Consider the following 14,712-nt stretch of genomic DNA (forward strand, 5'->3'; position numbering starts at 1 on the left):
ATGCGTCGCCACGAGCCGGAAGCCGTCACCTACCGAGAGGTCGGCGCCACCCGCGATCCGTTGCTGCCGGCGGGTTACGGGCATGTGCACCGCGACGTCGTCATCGGCCACGGCCGGGCGGCGTTCGACGCGGCGGTCGGCGGGCTTTTCGGCTGGGACATGCATCGGCGGGCCGGATTCGGTGTCACGAGCTCGGCCGGAAGGGCCGCGGTCGGCGTCACGGTGTTGCTCCGAGCGGGGTGGGGCCGTGCGAGCCTCGCCATTCCGTGCCGAGTCGTGTACACAGTGGACGATCAGCGTTGTCGCGGATTTGCCTACGGCACAATGCCCGGGCATCCCGAGCGGGGCGAGGAGGCGTTTCTCGTGGAACTGACCGATGTGGACGTGGTGCGCTTTCGCGTCCGGGCGTTCAGCCGTCCGGCGTCATTCCTGGCGCGGGCCGGTGGGCCGGTGACCCGCCTCGCTCAGCATATTGCGACGAATCGCTATGTCACTGCGATGCGTGGCCTCGCGGCCGGAGCCGACCGAGGCTCTGGCCGGTCGCCTGTTTGAACAGATATTCCGCGCGCTCGTAGGACAACCGTCGCCGGCCGGTCTCGGGACACAGGTCGGCGGCGGCCGGTTGCCGGGCCGGGGCCGGGCGCCGGTCGCTGAGGAACAGTGGACCCCGGGTCCGGGTGCCGATCAGCGACGGCAGCAGCTCGGCGGTTCCCGAGTGCCAGGCGATTCCGTTGCGGGAGCGGCGTTCCGGCAGGTCGAGGTCTTCGACGTTCAAGGCGAGTACCGCGCCTATCGGGGCCGCCGACTCCTGCAGCAGCTGCCAGAGAACCCGCTCTCGCAACGGGGCGTCAGGAAGGACCAAAGTGGACGGTGTGGCCCGTGGTGAGGGTGAAATCACCTGCTGGGAAAGCTCCGCGGCGAGCGATGGGTGGCCGGCCCAGGTCAGGAACGAGCGGACGGCGGAGACATGCCGGTTCCAGGTGCGTGGGGAGACCGACGGCCACGCCGCGGAAACGGCTTCCGCGAACGAGATCGGCGCGAGCGATGCGAGAGAAGCACGGTCGCCCAAGGTCCGGCGTACGCGGAAAAGGGTTTGCCGGTAGGCCCGGGCGGTCGCCGGAGCGAGCGAAGGCCGCGCCAGAAAGGCGTCGATCGCCGCGCCCACCGTGGGGCCGGACGCCGCCGGGAGGCCCAGAGACGCCGCGCGGTCGAGCAGGAAGGCGCGCTCGGCGTCGTTGCGGGTGAGGCTCGCCGCGCGGATCCACTCCTCGCCCGCCTCGGCCGTGCGGCCCAGGCGCTGCAGCAGATCGCCGCGGACGCTCGGCAGCAGGTGGTAGTCGGCGAGGTCGGAACGCAGCTCATCGACCAGGTCGAGGCCGGCCTGCGGTCCCTCGGCGAAACCGACGGCCACCGCCCGGTTGAGCCGGACGATCGGCGTCGGCAGGAAGCGCTCGAGTGCACTGTAGAGCGTCGCGATCCGGCGCCAGTCGGTGTCGGCGGCGGACGCGGCCTGGGCGTGGCAGACCGCGATGGCCGCCTGCAGGACATAGGGCCCGGGCCCGCCGCGCGCTCTCAGCATGGCTGCGAAACCGCGGCGGATCAGCAACCGGTCCCAGCGGCCGCGATTCTGTTCGTGCAACGGGATCGGCCGGCCGGACGGGCCGGTGCGGGCGGCCGAGCGGGACTGCTGGATCTCCATCAGGGCGACCAGCCCGTGCACCTCGGCCTCGTCGGGGGCGAGTTCGGCGAGCAGACGACCCAGCCGCAGCGCTTCCAGGCACAGGCCGGGCCGCATCAGGTCGGTGCCGGCGGTCGCCGAGTAGCCCTCGTTGAAGATCAGGTAGATGACGCCGAGGACCGAGGAGAGGCGCGCGGCGAGTTCGGTCCCGGACGGCAGTTCGTAGGGCACCGACGCCAGGCTGCGCTTGGCGTCGGCTATCCGCTGGATGATCACGGATTCGCCGACCAGGAAGGCCCGGGCGATCTCGCGGGGCGAGAGCCCGGCGACGACGCGCAAGGTGAGTGCCACTCGAGCCGGCGTGGGGAGTACGGGGTGACAGCTCACGAACATCAGCCGGAGCACATCGTCGGGGGTCGGTTCCGGCGCGGGCTCCCGGGCGAGGGCGTCGGACGTGTCGAGCCGCTGGGCGCGGCGCAGGTGGTCGATCGCGCGGCGCTTCGCGACCGTGGTCAGCCAGGCGGCCGGATTGTCGGGCACGCCCTGGGCCGGCCACTGTTCGAGGGCGGCCACCAGCGCGTCCTGGGCGATCTCCTCGGCCAGGCCGACGTCGTGGACCGTCCGCAGGAGCCCGGCGACGATGCGCGCGGACTCCCGCTTCCAGACGGCCTCGACGGTGCCCTGAACCGACATGGTGTGCTCAGGCGAAGACTTCGTGGATCTCGCTCTCGCCGTCCCCGACGATCTTCAGGAAGCGCCTGCCGATTTCGATCGCCTCCTCCTTGGTGCGGACCTCGACCAGGGCGAACCCGCCGACCGCCTCCTTGGCCTCGGTGAACGGCCCGTCGGTGACGGTGATCTCGTCGCCCTTGGAGCTGAGCTTGAAGCCGGTGCCGTCGAGGCCGCCGGTCGCCAGCAGCACCCCGGCCGCGGTCATCTCCTCGATGAAGGCCGCCATCTCGGTGAACAGCTTCTCGTCGGGCTCGTTGCTCGCGGTCTTCGACAGCATCAGGTAGCGCATCGGAGTCTCCCTCGTTGTGATCCGGCCCCATCGGCTCGGTCTGCTCACTCGTCGACCGAGCCGATGTGACAGGTAATCACCCTACCGACGGAAGCTGATCAGGGTGAGGGAGTACGCCGGCAGGGGCTTTCCGACCGCGACCGGGCGCGGCCGCGCGTCGCTCGGCGAATATTGGACCGCCGACACCGGGTGGTAGCCGGGGACGGCGAACCGTGCGGTCGAGGCCCGGGACGGGTCGTCGTTCTGCACCAGCAGCCGCAGAGTGCCGTCGGAGCCGCGGAGCGCGTGCCCGATCAGCAGCGGGTTCGACGAGGTCACCGGCACCATCGTCCCGCCCGGCCGGGTCATCGCGCCGACCAGTTGCAGAGCCCAGTACGGCCGGAACGGCGTCTGGGCGGGCGGCGCGCAATCGGTGTTGTCGTCGTTGCAGTCGCCGGTCGAGAGCAGCCCGAGGTCGGAGTCGCCGTAGTAGGCCCAGCCGCCGACGTGCAGCCCGAACCAGTCGACGTTCCGCGCCCCGCCGTCGAGCAGACCGAGCATGTCATCGGCCAGGTAGAGCGCGTTGACCTGCCCGATCTGCTGCTTCGTCGGGACCGCGGCCGAGTTGGCCTCGCCGACCACGATCTGGGTGCGCGGAGGGATCAGCTTTCGCAGCGCGGCCATCTTCGGCCCGTTGGCACGCGGAAACGCGAGCACCGCGGCATCCGAGTTGTCGTCCAGCCCGAACGGGTAGGCGTGGACGTCGACGAAGTCCGCCCTCGCGCCGACGATGCTCATGACCGCCTCGTCCCACTGCTGGAAGGCGCCGCCCGGCACGCCCAGCAGTTCCACGCCGACCTGCGCCCGCGGGTCGGCCTTCTTCATCGCGGCGATGAAGGTCAGGGCGTTTTTCGCGTACGCCTGTGGGCTCTTGTCGGCGTGCGCGTCCGGTTCGAAGTTGATGCCGGGGATGCCGCCGTTGCCCCACACCTCTTCGCCGACCGCCCACCGATCGACGTGGTCATGCTTCTGCCTGGCGTAGCGCACCCAGGCGGCCGCCTCGGCGGGCGTGCCCGTGCCGTAGTTGACGTGCACGAACGTCTGCGCCCGGGTCTCGTGCGCGACGTTCTCGAACTGGTCGAACGAGAAGGCGGGCGGGATCGACGCGTAGTCCGGGTGCCCGGCCGGATCCGGGTCGGCCTGCGCCGTGCCGGTCCTGAAGTGGTAGAGGTCGCTGACCCCGCCACCGTTGAACTCCAGCGTCCGGATGCCGGCCCGGCGGATCAGGCCCGGGACCCGTGGGTCGGTGAAGACCGGGCTCCAGAGCGGCTCGGTCACCCCGATCGCACCGGCGCCCACCGGGGCGAGCGCGGTCTCGGTGCGTACGGAAACGGTGTCGCCGGCCGAAGGCGGCGCCGCGGCCGTGACCACCATGGCCCCGGCCGCCAGCACGGCGAGAATCCCCGTTGTCATCGCGTTCCTCTCGTTGAAGGGAACCAACGATGACGACGCTAGGGATCAGAGCGGCGGCGCGGACGTGGCGAACGTCCACAATGCCGCATGACAGATGTAACTGACGAGCTAGACCAGAAGGAGGTCGTGCAGGTGGGCCGAGGCGGCCGTGACCTGCTCCATGTGGGCGTTGTGCCCGAAGGTGCGCGGCCGCGGGATGCCGATCTCGACGAGCTCGCTCAGGCGGCCCGGCCGGGCGCTGAGCACTGCGACCCGGTCGGCGAGCAGCACCGCCTCGGGGATCGAGTGGGTGACGAAGACGATTGTGGTCTGCATCTCGAGGTGGATGCGCTGGAGCTCGACCGCCAGTTCCTCGCGGGTGAGCGCGTCGAGGGCCGAGAACGGCTCGTCCATCAGCATCACGGTGGGCTGCTGGATCAGCGCGCGGCACAGCGAGACGCGCTGCTGCATGCCGCCGGAGAGCTCGTGGGGCAGCCGCTTGCGGAACCCGGTGAGCCCGGTCAGCTCGAGCAGGCGGTCGGCCCGCTCCGTCAGCTCGGCCTTGCGCCAGCCGAAGATCTCGGCCGGCAGCATCACGTTCTTTTCGACGGTGCGCCAGGGGAGCAGGGCCGGCCGCTGGAAGACCATGGCGACGTCGGGGCGGGGCCCGGTGACCGGTGTGCCGTCGATCGTGATCTCGCCGCTGGTCGGCTTGAGCAGCCCGGCGATCATGTTGAGCAGCGTCGACTTGCCGCAGCCCGACCGCCCGATCAGGGTCAGGAACTCGCCCCGGCCGACGGTGAGGTTGATGTCGCGGAGGGCTTCGACCGTGCCGCGCTTGCCGCGGTAGGTCTGGCCCGCGCCGTTGATTTTGATCATGACTGAAGCTCCGGCTGTCTCAGGCGTTGATCGCGCGGGCCCACGGCACGAGCAGGCGCTCGATGCCGGCCATCAAGTAGTAGAAGATCGCGCCGATGATGGCGAGCAGGATCAGGGCCGCAAAGGCGAGCGCGGTGTCGCTGTTGGTGCCCGCGCCGGAGATGACCGAGCCGAGACCGTGGTCGGGGTTGACGACCTCACCGATCACCGCGCCGATGATGGCCAGCGGGGTGGCGACCTTGAGGCCGACGAAAATCTGTGGCAGGGCCCAGGGCAGGCGCACCTTGACGAAGGTCTGCCACCAGGAGGCCGACAACGACCGGGCGAGCACGCGCAGGTCACCCGGGGCCGAGGTCAGGCCGGCCATCGTCGAGACGATCACCGGGAAGAAGCTGACCAGCACAACCATGATGATCTTGGGGGTGTCGCCGAAGCCGAACCAGACCAGCAGCAGCGGGGCCAGCGCCACCTTGGGGATCGCGTTGACCGCGGCGAGCACCGGCATGGCCATCCGCTCGATGGTCTGCGAGGCGGCCAGGACGATCGCGATCACCAGGCCGGCGACCACCGCGATGACGAAGCCGATCAGCACCCGCCAGACCGTCACCCAGGTCTCGCTGAGCAGGTAGTGCGGCGTCTTCTGGAACGAGTCGACCACGTCGGCGGGCGACGGTACGTAGAACGGGTCGATGCCGAAGACGAGGGTGGCGAGCCACCACAGAGCGACCGCCAGCACCAGTCCGGAAGCCGGCAGTAGCACGTTGGCCCAGACCCGCGAACGGGTCGATCCGGTGGGTTCGTCGGTCATTGAGAGTCACCGATCGTGATCGTGGGTGGTGGCACGGTATCGCAGAAGGAGGTCGAAGGGCCGGGCGGGTCTCCCCGCCCGGCCCTCATGACGCGAGGTCAAAACCGAACTAGCTGGCGCCGATGAAGCTGAAGTCGGCGACCTTGTCCGGGGTCAGGCCGGCGGGGATCAGCCCGGCGCCCTGCAGGATCGTGATGCCCTTCTCGAGACGAGCCTGGTCGATGTGACCGATCGGGGCGCCGTTGGCCGGCGTCACGTACGGCTTCATCGCGTTGATCTCGCCGACCGCGGCCGGGATGGCCGAGGTGGGCTCGGCCTTGTTCAGGATCTGGGCCGCCTCGTCCGGGTGGTCCACCGTGTACTGCAGGCCCTGCATGGTCGCCTTGACGAACCGGGTGACCAGGTCCTTCTTGGTGGCGACCTCGTTCGGCGAGGTGATGATCGCGTTGCCGAACAGGTCACTGAGGTACTGGCTGTAGGGCAGCACCACGACCTGCTTGCCGGTGATGTTCTTCAGCGCGGTCTGGCTCAGCAGGAAGGTGCTCAGCGCGTCGACCTGCTTCTGCTTCATCAGACCGTTCAGCGCCGTGGTCTGCACGCCCTTCATCGTGACCGTCTTGGGGTCGAGGCCGGCCAGCTTCGCGTACGCCGGGAACAGCTGCTCGCTCACCGAGCCGGCCGCCGTGGCGACGGTCTTGCCCTTGAGGTCGGTCGGGCGGGTGATGCCGGTGTCGGCGGTCGTCATGATCGAGACCAGCGTCTGCTGGTGTACCGCGGCCACCGCGCGCCAGTCGGTGAACTTGCCGAGACCCGCCTGGATGATGGCGCCGGTGTAGTCGAGGGCGGCGAACTGGACCTTGCCCGACTTGAGGAGCGTCAGGTTGTTGGTGCCGGACGCGCCCTTCTGGATGTCGATGTCGATGCCGGCATCGCGGTAGAAGCCCTTTTCCTTGGCCACCCAGACGAAGGAGTCACGGCCGACCGCGCCGAAGGCGGTCGCGTACGAAACCTTGTCCAGGGATTTGCCGCCGGAGCTGCCGCTCCCGCTGTCTTTGTCGTCGGAGCTCGAGCACGCACCGGCGAGGGCGACCACGCCCGCGAGCAGCACGGCCGCGAGGGCGCGGGTAGGTCTGATCATGCGTATTCCTCCTGAGCCCACCCGGCAAGGTGGGAGTGAGTGTCCTGTCTGGGGGGACTGGATCGACGCACGTTTATCCTGGCCGCGCGCCGGGGAGGATCGTAGACCAGATTGTCGACGATTTCCACGCGTGATCTGAAATCAGTGACGAACTCGGAACATGGTAGTGAGGGACGAATCGTAGCTGCTAGAACCGTGTTTGATGTGTCTACTTCGGTGGTGATGAGGAGAACTATGTCTGACGTCGATACCCCCTCGGCGGCGGCCCGCGCGCTGGTCACCGGCGCGTACGACACGCACGTGCACATCGCACCGGACGTGATGGAACGCCGCATCGACGATCTCGGCCTGGCCCGTCGCTGCCTCGAGGTCGGCCTGGCCGGCTTCGTGCTGAAATCCCACTACGTGACCACCGCCGAGCGGGCCGAGGTGGTCCGCAACGCGGTGCCCGGGGTCGACGCGCTCGGCGCGATCACCCTGAACGGGTCGATGGGCGGCATGAACCCGGCCGCGGTCGAGATCGCCGGCCGGCTGGGTGCCCGGATCGTGTGGATGCCCACCGTGGATTCCCGCAACCAGCGCACCAACACCGCGGCCGACCTGCCCGGGGCCAAGCCGGCGATGTGGGGCGCGCTCCAGGCCGACCTGCACGCGCAGGGCATCGTGCCCGAGATCGTGCACGTCGTCGACGAGGACGGCCGCGTGCTGGAGATCGTCCGCAAGGTGCTGCGGGTGGTCGCCCGCCACGACATGGTGCTGGCCACCGGCCACCTCGCGGCCCCCGAGATCGTCGCGGTCGCGCGGGCCGCCCGCGAGGAGGGCGTACGCCGGGTGATCGTCACCCACCCCGAGTTCACCTCCCAGCGTCTGGGGGTGCCGGAGCAGCAGGAACTCGCCGGGCTCGGCGCGCTGCTCGAGCGGTGCTTCACCACGCCGTACACCGGGAAGGTCTCGTGGGACGACCTGTTCGCCCACATCCGCGAGGTCGGGCCCGAGCACTCGATCATCTCCAGCGACCTCGGGCAGCCGTTCAACCCGCCGGTCGAGGACGGTCTGGCGCTGTTCGCCGACCGCCTCCTCGAGGCGGGGTTCAGCGAGGACGAGGTGCACACCATGGCGGTGCGCAACTCCCGTTTCATCGGTGAAGCCCCGAAGAAGTAGGCTCCGGCCGTGACCTCGATCGACAAGTCGGTTCCGCACAACGCCCGGGTCTGGGACTACTGGCTGGGCGGCAAGGACAACTTCGACGTCGACCGGCGGATGGGTGACAGCATCCGCGAGATGTTCCCGGTGATCAGCGATGTCGCCGGGCACAGCCGCCGGTTCCTGCGCCGTGCCGTGACCTACCTGGCCGGTGAGGCGGGGGTGCGGCAGTTCCTCGACATCGGCACCGGGCTGCCGACCGCCAACAACACCCACGAGGTGGCCCAGTCGATCGCGGCCGACTCGCGCATCGTCTACGTCGACAACGACCCGCTCGTCCTCGTGCACGCCCGGGCGCTGCTGACCAGCAGCCCCGAGGGCGTCACCGACTACGTCGACGCCGACGTCCACGACATCGACCGGGTGCTGGCCGGCGCCCGGCGCACGCTCGACTTCGACCGGCCGGTCGCGGTGATGATGCTCGGCATCCTCAACTTCGTGCTCGACGACGACGAGGCCGGGCGGATCGTCTCCCGGCTGGTCGAGGCGGTGCCGCCGGGCAGCTACCTGGCGATCACCCACCCGACGGTCGAGCTGGGCGGGGAGATGAACGTGCCGGCCATGGAGTTCTACAACAAGCGGGCCCGGCCGCGCATCCGGGCGCGTGACCGGGCGCAGATCGCCGCCTTCGTCGACGGCCTCGAGCTGGTCGAGCCCGGCCTGATCTCGGCGCCGCTGTGGCACGCCGACGGCGCGGCGGACGAGGTGCCGCTGTGGGCCGTCGTCGCCCGCAAAGCCTGACCAGTTACGGCAGTAAGTCGTCTCTTCGGTACCCGTCGTTCACGAGCTGTGCGTCAGCCGTGTACCGGCGCCCGTCAACGTGGGTGGGCGCGACATCGGGTACGAATGGGGCGACATCTTGGCAGCTGCGCGTTTCCGGATCCTTCAGCACCGCTCGGCGGCCGCCGACGCGGGGACGCTCAGCTGGCGGCTCCTGGCCACCAACAACCGCGACCTCGGGCGGGCGCCCGACACCTACCCGGACGCCGAGGCGTGCCGGGTGGCGATCCACCAACTGCAGGCCACGGTCGGCCGGGCCGCGCCGATCACCGTACGCAGCGGTCCGTCCAGCTGGGGCTGGCGGCTGATGATCGGCGACCGGGTGGTCGCCGTGGCCAGCCGCCAATATCAGCGCCGGATCCAGGCCGAACAGGCGGCCGCCGTGGTCCTCGGCCTCATTCCGACCGCCGAGCTGGCCGGGCTGGACTGAGGCGTACGGCGTCCGGCGTCCGCCCACTGCGACGCGGCGATCAGCTCCGAGACCAGGGTCTCGGTCATCAGCCGTACGCCCGGAAGGCCGTCATGCCGGAAGCGGACCGCCAGGGCCGCACCCGGCACCGCGCCGCCCACGGCGACGACGGTCGAACCGCGCTGCCGCAGCCAGTCGAGGGCCTGCTCGTCATAGCGGGAGCCGGGGAGGAAGACGGCGCCGTAGCGCAGGGTCCTGGCGAGGTAGACGTCAACGTGCGCCCAGTCGCCGGTCTCGCAGCCGTCGGCGGCGCGGCGGGGACCCTCGCGGAACATCAGCGCCGACTGCAGCGCCGAGGAGATCCGCTCGGGGAAGGCGCGCAGGACGGTCGGCTTGACCTCGAGGTCCTGGAGAAACAGTTGCGGGTTCACGGGGTGTACCAGGATCTGAGTACGCCCATCGGGGCGTATTGCCAGCGCGGGAGGAAGCGGGCGGCGTAGACCAGCTCCCGGCATTCCTGTTCGACCTCGAAGGGATGCAGGACATCCGGGTCGAAGAGCTCGGACAGATCGCGCTTCTCCAGCTCGCTGAGGTAGACGGCGAGCAGGTCGTCGGCGGTCTTCCGGCTCACACCCGGAACTCCCCGGTGCGCTTGTTCGCGATCTCGGCGACGTGCAGGATGCTGATGCGCAGCTGGGCGATATCGCGGGCCAGCGGCTCGGGCCGGTCCTCGGCGGTCGGGTGCCCGTCGAAGTCGGTTACCGCAAAGCCGTCGCGCCATTTCAGGATCTGTCCGATGTGGAGATCACCGTGCAGGATCAGGGCCGGCCGACCACCACCGAGCGGTTGGTCTGGTCGACCGTGATCGGGCGCTCCTGCACCGGGCCCGGCCCGATCGGCGCGAACACCCGCAGCGCGGGCACCCGGCGGCCGGCGATCACGGCGGTGACCAGGTCGGCCGACTCGCTCACGCGGTCACGGCCAGCGGGTTGCCGGTCGCCTGCCGGGCGTACGACAGGATCAGCTCGATCGCCTCGGCGGTCCGCACGGTCGGGTGCCGGGCCACGATGCGGTAGCCGTACGCATTCTCGAGCGCGACCAGGTTGCGGCCGATCGTCAGCGAGTCGGCGGCCGGCGTGAACGCCCCGCGGGCCGCGCCCAGTTCGAGAATCATCTGGTAGAGCGTCACCTGCCGGTCGAAAAGGGACGTCAGCAGCGTGGCGTAGACGCGGTTGCGGCCGGCCGACCCGCCCAGCTCGCAGAGCAGGCGTACGTCATCGTCGTCGGCGTCCGTCGGAAGCCCGGATCGAACCGTGACGACCAGCTTGGTGACCGGGTCGTCGAGGGTCGCGACCCGGCGGAGCCGCTGCTCGTAGAACCGTTCCATGCCGGCCTGGTGCGCCTCGAGGAGCAGGTCGCTCAGGTCGGGGTAGTGGTAGAGGACCGCGCCCGAGGTCAGCCCGGCCTGCTCGGCGACCTGGGTGAGCAGCACTCCGTCGGTGCCGTGCCGCAGCATCGCGCGTCGCGCCGCCTCGATCAGGTCGGCTCGGCGTTCGGTGCGCGACTTGCGGGGCGTCATTGTGGTTTCCGTTCAGCTGTGGGCCACCACCATAGGCGCTGGGCATTGACGTCGCACAAGACCACTTGTTGAATTGCGCTTCAGATCAACCTCGGGGGCGTCGATGTCGCGGACCGTCCTTTCATGCCATCGTCGAGGACAACGTGATCGCGTTCCCGGCGCTCAACACGGCCGGAGTGCCGTTCGTACGCATCGTGTCCTGCAACCCGCTCGACGTGAAGGGGGCCGGCATCGCGCCGGCCTTCTCCGGCTATCCGGCCGACGACCGCAGCGGGTGGGACGCGTTCCGCGCCGAGTACGACCGCACCCACCGTCCGATGTGGGAGCAGTTCAACGAGTGGGTGGTGGCGCAGGGTGCCCAGCCGCTGCCCGACCTCGAATTCATCCACGAGGGTGACCTCAACCTCTTCGCCGGCGGGGCGCGCTCGCTCGACGGCACCGGCGCCGGCATGTTCTCCGCCGGCTACACGTCGATGCTGGTGCGCCGCCCGATCGGCGTCGTCGGCTCGATCGCCCCATGAAACTTCCCGCTGGTCATGGCCGTCTGGAAGCTCGGCTTGGCAGTCGCAGCGGGCAACGCCGTGGTGATCAAACCGGCGCTGCAGACGCCTCTTCGAAGAGGCGGGTGCGCCGGCCGGGCTCGTCGGCGCGGTGACGGGCGGTGCCGAGGTCGGCTCCGCACTCGTACGCGACGAAGGCGTCGACATGGTCAGCGTGACCGGATCGACGCGCACCGGCCGGGAAGTCATGCGCGGTGCGGTCGAGGGCTTGAAGCGCGTACATCTGGAACTCGGGGGCAAAGCCCCCGCCCTCGTCTTCGCCGACGCCGACCTGGCCGAGATGGCCGGCGGCCGCGCGATGAGCGCCACGTACAACACCGGCCAGGACTGCACGGCCGCCACGGCCTCGCGTCGTCGATCTGGACCCGCGACGTGGCCCGCGCCCTGCGCGTCTCGCACCGGCTCGACGCGGGCGTCACTGGATCAACGACCATCTGCCGATCGCCTCCGAAGCCCCGCACGGCGGCGTGAAAGGCTCCGGCTTCGGCAAGGACATGAGCCAGGAGTCGATCGCCGAGTACTCGGTCACCCGCCACGTGATGATCAAGCCCGCGGCCCCGGCCGCCTGCGACTCGTTCCGCCCCGCCTGACGGGTACGCCGGACAACACGCGACGCCCCCCCCGGAAGCCAGGCGGGCGTTGGTCGCTTGTTCCGATGCGGACGGTCAGATGCGGCCGAAATCCTGGGTCCAGTAGGCGCTGCCGCCGGAGGTGTAGGCGAGGCCGACGCCGACCGCGACGCTGCCGCAGTTGAGAATGTTGGCGCGATGGCCGGGGCTGTTCATCCAGCCGGTGACGACGTCCTGCGGGGTGCGGAAGCCCCAGGCGATGTTCTCGGCCGACGGGCCCTTCTTCGGGTAGCCGGCGCTGATCTCCCGGGCGACGAAGCTGCTGCCGCTGGAACCGGTGTGGCTGAAGAAGCCCTGCTTCACCATGTCGGTGCTGTGGGCGCGGGCGGACTGCGCCAGCCGGCTGTCGTTGCGGAGGGCGCCGCAGCCGTGTGCCTTGCGTTGAACGTTGGTCAGGGCGACGACCTGGTTCTCGTAGGCGACCTTGTCAACGGCGACCTTGTCGACGGCGACGGGCTTCGTCCCGGTGGCGTGCCCGGACTCGGCGGCGAATGCGGGGCCGGCGACGGCAAGAACCGGGGCGGCGACGAGGGCGGCGAGGACGGCGGCACGGCGAACGAAGCGGGTCACGAAATCTCCTCCTGCGGGTCGGCTACGCCAGATCCGTTCGGAGGGGTGCCGGGGTGCGCTGAGCGGGTGAACCGCCCTGCACCCGTGCGGCGACCGCCTTACCCCGAACCGGGCGAAACCAGCCCCGTTTCGTACGCCCAGACCACCAGCTGGGCGCGATCCCGCGCCCGCAGCTTCGTCATCGCCCGGCTGATGTGCGTCTTGGCGGTGGCCGGGCTGATCACCATGCCGGCCGCGATCTCGTCGTTGGAGAGCCCCCGGGCCGCCATCGCCACCACCTCGCGCTCCCGGTTGGTGAGCACCTCAACCGCCGACCCGGCAGCCGCCTGAGGCGGCCGGGCCACGAAAGCCCCGATCAGCTTCCGCGTGATGGCCGGCGACAGCAGCGCGTCTCCGCGCGCCGCCACCCGTACGCCGTGGATCAGGTCACCCGGATCGGTATCTTTCACGAGGAAGCCGCACGCCCCGGCCCGCAACGCCCGGTAAAGGTATTCATCGAGCCCATAGTTGGTCAGCATCACCACGTGCACGCCGGCCAGTCCAGGCTCGGCCGCAATCCGCCGCGCCGCCTCGATCCCGTCGAGCACCGGCATCTGAATGTCAACGAGCGCCACATCCGGCCGAAACTCCACCGCCCGGGCAACCGCCTCACTGCCGTTGGCGGCCTCAGCCACAACCTCAATGTCCTCCTCAGCCCCAAGCAGGGCCCGAAACCCGGCCCGAATGAGCGCCTGATCATCCGCCAGCAACACCCGAATCACGACGCCACCCCCGGCTCGGCGTCCGGTGGGTGAATCATGAGGCGCCCAAAGGGATGCGGGCGTGGACGCGGAAGCCGCCCCCGTCGGCCGGCCCCGCCTCCAATGACCCGCCGAGCGCGGCGACTCGTTCTCTCATGCCGCGCAGGCCTACGCCCGCCGGACTGTCCGCAACGGGCAACGTGGCCGCCAAGGCTGCGCCGCCGCCCACGATGACGTCGCTGTCTACTGGGGTGGCGCTTGCGGCGGAGGGCGGTGGGCTGTCGTTGTCGACGCGTACGGTTAGTTCGGTTTGGTGCAAGCGGAGCCGGACCGAGGCGGTGGCCTCGGGGCCCGCGTGCCTTCGGACGTTGGTCAGGGCCTCCTGGATGATGCGGTAGGCCGCTCGGCCGACCGGCGCCGGCACGTCGCACGGGTCGCCGGTGACGTCGAGGTGGATCGGCAGGCCGGCTCGGCGGGCGCCCTCCACCAGGTGGTCGAGGCGGTCGAGGCCGGAGCCTGTTTCCTCGTCGCTTCGCAGCACCTCGAGCGTTGCCCGGAGCTCGCGCATCGCCTCGCCGCCCGCCTGCTCGATCGCCAGCAGCGCCTCGGGGACCGGCTCGTCGCGCTTGCGGGCCAGGTGGATCGCCACGCCGGCCTGCACCTTGATGATGGAGATGCTGTGGGTGAGGGAGTCGTGCAGCTCGCGGGCGATCCGGAGGCGTTCCTCGTCGGCGCGGCGGCGGGCCACCTCTTCGCGGGTGCGCTCGGCCTCTTCGGCCCGCTGCTCGACCGCCGCGAGGTAGGTCTGGTAGCGGGCGGCCAGCGTGCCGGCGACGATCGCGGCGACCATCCAGCCGACCGCCAGGAACCAGCGCTGTGTCACGTCCTGCGAGGTGTCGCGGGGTGCGCTGCCGATCGTCTGCTGGACCAGCAGGCCGCCGGTGACCATGATGGCGGCCGCCGCGATGGCCGGGCGGCGGTGCCCGCTCCAGGCGGCGGTGGCCAGCGCGACCAGGAACGGCACGATCGGGGCCAGGCCGGGGTAGCCCAGCGCCTCGTAGCCGAGGCCGGCGGCCACGGTCACCGCCAGGGCGGCCAGCGGCGCGCGGGTGCGGACGGCGGTGCTCAGGCCGGCGACGACCAGGAGGAGGACGCCGAGCGCGTCGAGCCCGCTGCGGCCGGGCGGTGAGGTGAGGGCGCTGGCCACCGCGACGAGGGCCACCCCCACCGCCGACGCCGGATCGCGCCATCCTCCGATTGGCATGTCTGGCACGGTATTCCACTTCG

At 70.3% G+C, this 14,712-nt stretch carries 19 protein-coding genes and 1 pseudogene; 7 read left to right on the forward strand and 13 right to left on the reverse strand.

All coding sequences use genetic code 11. The annotated features are described in order from the left end of the window. On the forward strand, positions 1 to 552 hold the full coding sequence (locus ACIA5C_RS16970) for a DUF1990 family protein (RefSeq protein WP_396055402.1): 552 nt from the start codon (positions 1 to 3) through the stop codon (positions 550 to 552). On the opposite strand, the gene ACIA5C_RS16975 is transcribed toward ACIA5C_RS16970, so the two are convergent. From ACIA5C_RS16975 to ACIA5C_RS17000, 6 genes are all read right to left on the reverse strand, one after another. Next, the gene (locus ACIA5C_RS16975) at positions 491 to 2,371 is read right to left on the reverse strand and encodes a DUF6596 domain-containing protein (protein ID WP_396055404.1); all 1,881 of its coding nucleotides are present in this window, start codon (positions 2,369 to 2,371) and stop codon (positions 491 to 493) included. The genes ACIA5C_RS16970 and ACIA5C_RS16975 overlap by 62 nt on opposite strands. Before the next feature lie 7 nt (positions 2,372 to 2,378). Further along, positions 2,379 to 2,699, reverse strand: a complete 321-nt coding sequence (locus ACIA5C_RS16980) for a YciI family protein (RefSeq protein WP_396055406.1) — start codon at positions 2,697 to 2,699, stop codon at positions 2,379 to 2,381. A gap of 81 nt (positions 2,700 to 2,780) precedes the next feature. Continuing rightward, positions 2,781 to 4,151: a hypothetical protein gene (locus ACIA5C_RS16985; RefSeq protein ID WP_396055408.1), complete on the reverse strand. Its 1,371-nt coding sequence runs from the start codon at positions 4,149 to 4,151 to the stop codon at positions 2,781 to 2,783. Between the two features lie 108 nt (positions 4,152 to 4,259). Next, complete coding sequence (locus ACIA5C_RS16990; protein ID WP_396055410.1) at positions 4,260 to 5,009, reverse strand: ABC transporter ATP-binding protein; 750 nt, start codon at positions 5,007 to 5,009, stop codon at positions 4,260 to 4,262. 19 nt (positions 5,010 to 5,028) lie between these two features. Then, entirely contained in the window at positions 5,029 to 5,817 is a 789-nt protein-coding gene (locus tag ACIA5C_RS16995) for an ABC transporter permease (RefSeq protein ID WP_396055412.1), read from the reverse strand. A 109-nt stretch (positions 5,818 to 5,926) separates the two neighbouring features. After that, the gene (locus ACIA5C_RS17000) at positions 5,927 to 6,955 is read right to left on the reverse strand and encodes an ABC transporter substrate-binding protein (RefSeq protein ID WP_396055414.1); all 1,029 of its coding nucleotides are present in this window, start codon (positions 6,953 to 6,955) and stop codon (positions 5,927 to 5,929) included. A gap of 234 nt (positions 6,956 to 7,189) precedes the next feature. Here ACIA5C_RS17000 and ACIA5C_RS17005 point away from each other — a divergent pair, with 234 nt between their 5' ends. From ACIA5C_RS17005 to ACIA5C_RS17015, 3 genes are all read left to right on the forward strand, one after another. Continuing rightward, positions 7,190 to 8,116, forward strand: coding sequence for a DUF6282 family protein (locus ACIA5C_RS17005; RefSeq protein ID WP_396055416.1), 927 nt, complete (start codon positions 7,190 to 7,192; stop codon positions 8,114 to 8,116). Between the two features lie 9 nt (positions 8,117 to 8,125). Beyond that, on the forward strand, positions 8,126 to 8,899 hold the full coding sequence (locus ACIA5C_RS17010) for an SAM-dependent methyltransferase (RefSeq protein WP_396055418.1): 774 nt from the start codon (positions 8,126 to 8,128) through the stop codon (positions 8,897 to 8,899). Positions 8,900 to 9,017: 118 nt separating this feature from the next. Next, positions 9,018 to 9,368: a hypothetical protein gene (locus tag ACIA5C_RS17015; protein WP_396055420.1), complete on the forward strand. Its 351-nt coding sequence runs from the start codon at positions 9,018 to 9,020 to the stop codon at positions 9,366 to 9,368. Here the strand turns inward: ACIA5C_RS17015 and ACIA5C_RS17020 are convergent. The 4 genes from ACIA5C_RS17020 to ACIA5C_RS17035 form a co-directional block, all read right to left on the reverse strand. Next, the gene (locus tag ACIA5C_RS17020) at positions 9,287 to 9,778 is read right to left on the reverse strand and encodes a hypothetical protein (RefSeq protein ID WP_396055422.1); all 492 of its coding nucleotides are present in this window, start codon (positions 9,776 to 9,778) and stop codon (positions 9,287 to 9,289) included. The genes ACIA5C_RS17015 and ACIA5C_RS17020 overlap by 82 nt on opposite strands. Beyond that, complete coding sequence (locus ACIA5C_RS17025) at positions 9,775 to 9,978, reverse strand: hypothetical protein (protein WP_396055424.1); 204 nt, start codon at positions 9,976 to 9,978, stop codon at positions 9,775 to 9,777. The genes ACIA5C_RS17020 and ACIA5C_RS17025 overlap by 4 nt, the downstream gene beginning before the upstream one ends. Before the next feature lie 187 nt (positions 9,979 to 10,165). Next, positions 10,166 to 10,318 (reverse strand): hypothetical protein, encoded by a 153-nt coding sequence (locus tag ACIA5C_RS17030; RefSeq protein ID WP_396055426.1) that lies wholly within the window; start codon positions 10,316 to 10,318, stop codon positions 10,166 to 10,168. After that, entirely contained in the window at positions 10,315 to 10,926 is a 612-nt protein-coding gene (locus ACIA5C_RS17035) for a TetR/AcrR family transcriptional regulator (protein ID WP_396055428.1), read from the reverse strand. Before ACIA5C_RS17035 ends, ACIA5C_RS17030 begins: the two co-directional genes overlap by 4 nt. A 143-nt stretch (positions 10,927 to 11,069) precedes the next feature. Between ACIA5C_RS17035 and ACIA5C_RS17040 the strand changes: the two genes are divergently transcribed. The 3 genes and pseudogenes from ACIA5C_RS17040 to ACIA5C_RS17050 all read left to right on the forward strand — a co-directional run bounded on the left by ACIA5C_RS17040 (position 11,070) and on the right by ACIA5C_RS17050 (position 12,076). Next, entirely contained in the window at positions 11,070 to 11,447 is a 378-nt protein-coding gene (locus ACIA5C_RS17040) for a hypothetical protein (protein ID WP_396055430.1), read from the forward strand. A 15-nt stretch (positions 11,448 to 11,462) separates the two neighbouring features. Next, positions 11,463 to 11,769 (forward strand): annotated as a pseudogene (locus tag ACIA5C_RS17045) (aldehyde dehydrogenase family protein); the annotation flags it as partial. 157 nt (positions 11,770 to 11,926) lie between these two features. Next, complete coding sequence (locus ACIA5C_RS17050) at positions 11,927 to 12,076, forward strand: hypothetical protein (RefSeq protein WP_396055651.1); 150 nt, start codon at positions 11,927 to 11,929, stop codon at positions 12,074 to 12,076. 75 nt (positions 12,077 to 12,151) lie between these two features. Here the strand turns inward: ACIA5C_RS17050 and ACIA5C_RS17055 are convergent, their stop codons facing one another. The 3 genes from ACIA5C_RS17055 to ACIA5C_RS17065 form a co-directional block, all read right to left on the reverse strand. Further along, positions 12,152 to 12,685 (reverse strand): CAP domain-containing protein, encoded by a 534-nt coding sequence (locus ACIA5C_RS17055; protein ID WP_396055432.1) that lies wholly within the window; start codon positions 12,683 to 12,685, stop codon positions 12,152 to 12,154. A gap of 98 nt (positions 12,686 to 12,783) precedes the next feature. Further along, positions 12,784 to 13,446, reverse strand: coding sequence for a response regulator (locus tag ACIA5C_RS17060; protein WP_396055434.1), 663 nt, complete (start codon positions 13,444 to 13,446; stop codon positions 12,784 to 12,786). 34 nt (positions 13,447 to 13,480) lie between these two features. Next, entirely contained in the window at positions 13,481 to 14,689 is a 1,209-nt protein-coding gene (locus ACIA5C_RS17065) for a sensor histidine kinase (RefSeq protein ID WP_396055436.1), read from the reverse strand. Between the last annotated feature and the right edge of the window lie 23 nt (positions 14,690 to 14,712).

Origin of the sequence: Actinoplanes sp. NPDC051343 (assembly GCF_044455125.1) — a bacterium.
Classification (GTDB): Bacteria; Actinomycetota; Actinomycetes; order Mycobacteriales; family Micromonosporaceae; genus Actinoplanes.

What these genes read in the sequence shown, in the direction of transcription:
- ACIA5C_RS16985 (WP_396055408.1), bottom strand. Translation starts at nt 4,151, where the DNA reads ATGACAACGGGGATTCTCGCCGTGCTGGCGGCCGGGGCCATGGTGGTC.
- ACIA5C_RS17035 (WP_396055428.1), bottom strand. Translation starts at nt 10,926, where the DNA reads ATGACGCCCCGCAAGTCGCGCACCGAACGCCGAGCCGACCTGATCGAG.
- ACIA5C_RS16990 (WP_396055410.1), bottom strand. Translation starts at nt 5,009, where the DNA reads ATGATCAAAATCAACGGCGCGGGCCAGACCTACCGCGGCAAGCGCGGC.
- ACIA5C_RS17065 (WP_396055436.1), bottom strand. Translation starts at nt 14,689, where the DNA reads ATGCCAATCGGAGGATGGCGCGATCCGGCGTCGGCGGTGGGGGTGGCC.
- ACIA5C_RS16975 (WP_396055404.1), bottom strand. Translation starts at nt 2,371, where the DNA reads ATGTCGGTTCAGGGCACCGTCGAGGCCGTCTGGAAGCGGGAGTCCGCG.
- ACIA5C_RS17000 (WP_396055414.1), bottom strand. Translation starts at nt 6,955, where the DNA reads ATGATCAGACCTACCCGCGCCCTCGCGGCCGTGCTGCTCGCGGGCGTG.
- ACIA5C_RS16980 (WP_396055406.1), bottom strand. Translation starts at nt 2,699, where the DNA reads ATGCGCTACCTGATGCTGTCGAAGACCGCGAGCAACGAGCCCGACGAG.
- ACIA5C_RS16995 (WP_396055412.1), bottom strand. Translation starts at nt 5,817, where the DNA reads ATGACCGACGAACCCACCGGATCGACCCGTTCGCGGGTCTGGGCCAAC.
- ACIA5C_RS17005 (WP_396055416.1), top strand. Translation starts at nt 7,190, where the DNA reads ATGTCTGACGTCGATACCCCCTCGGCGGCGGCCCGCGCGCTGGTCACC.
- ACIA5C_RS16970 (WP_396055402.1), top strand. Translation starts at nt 1, where the DNA reads ATGCGTCGCCACGAGCCGGAAGCCGTCACCTACCGAGAGGTCGGCGCC.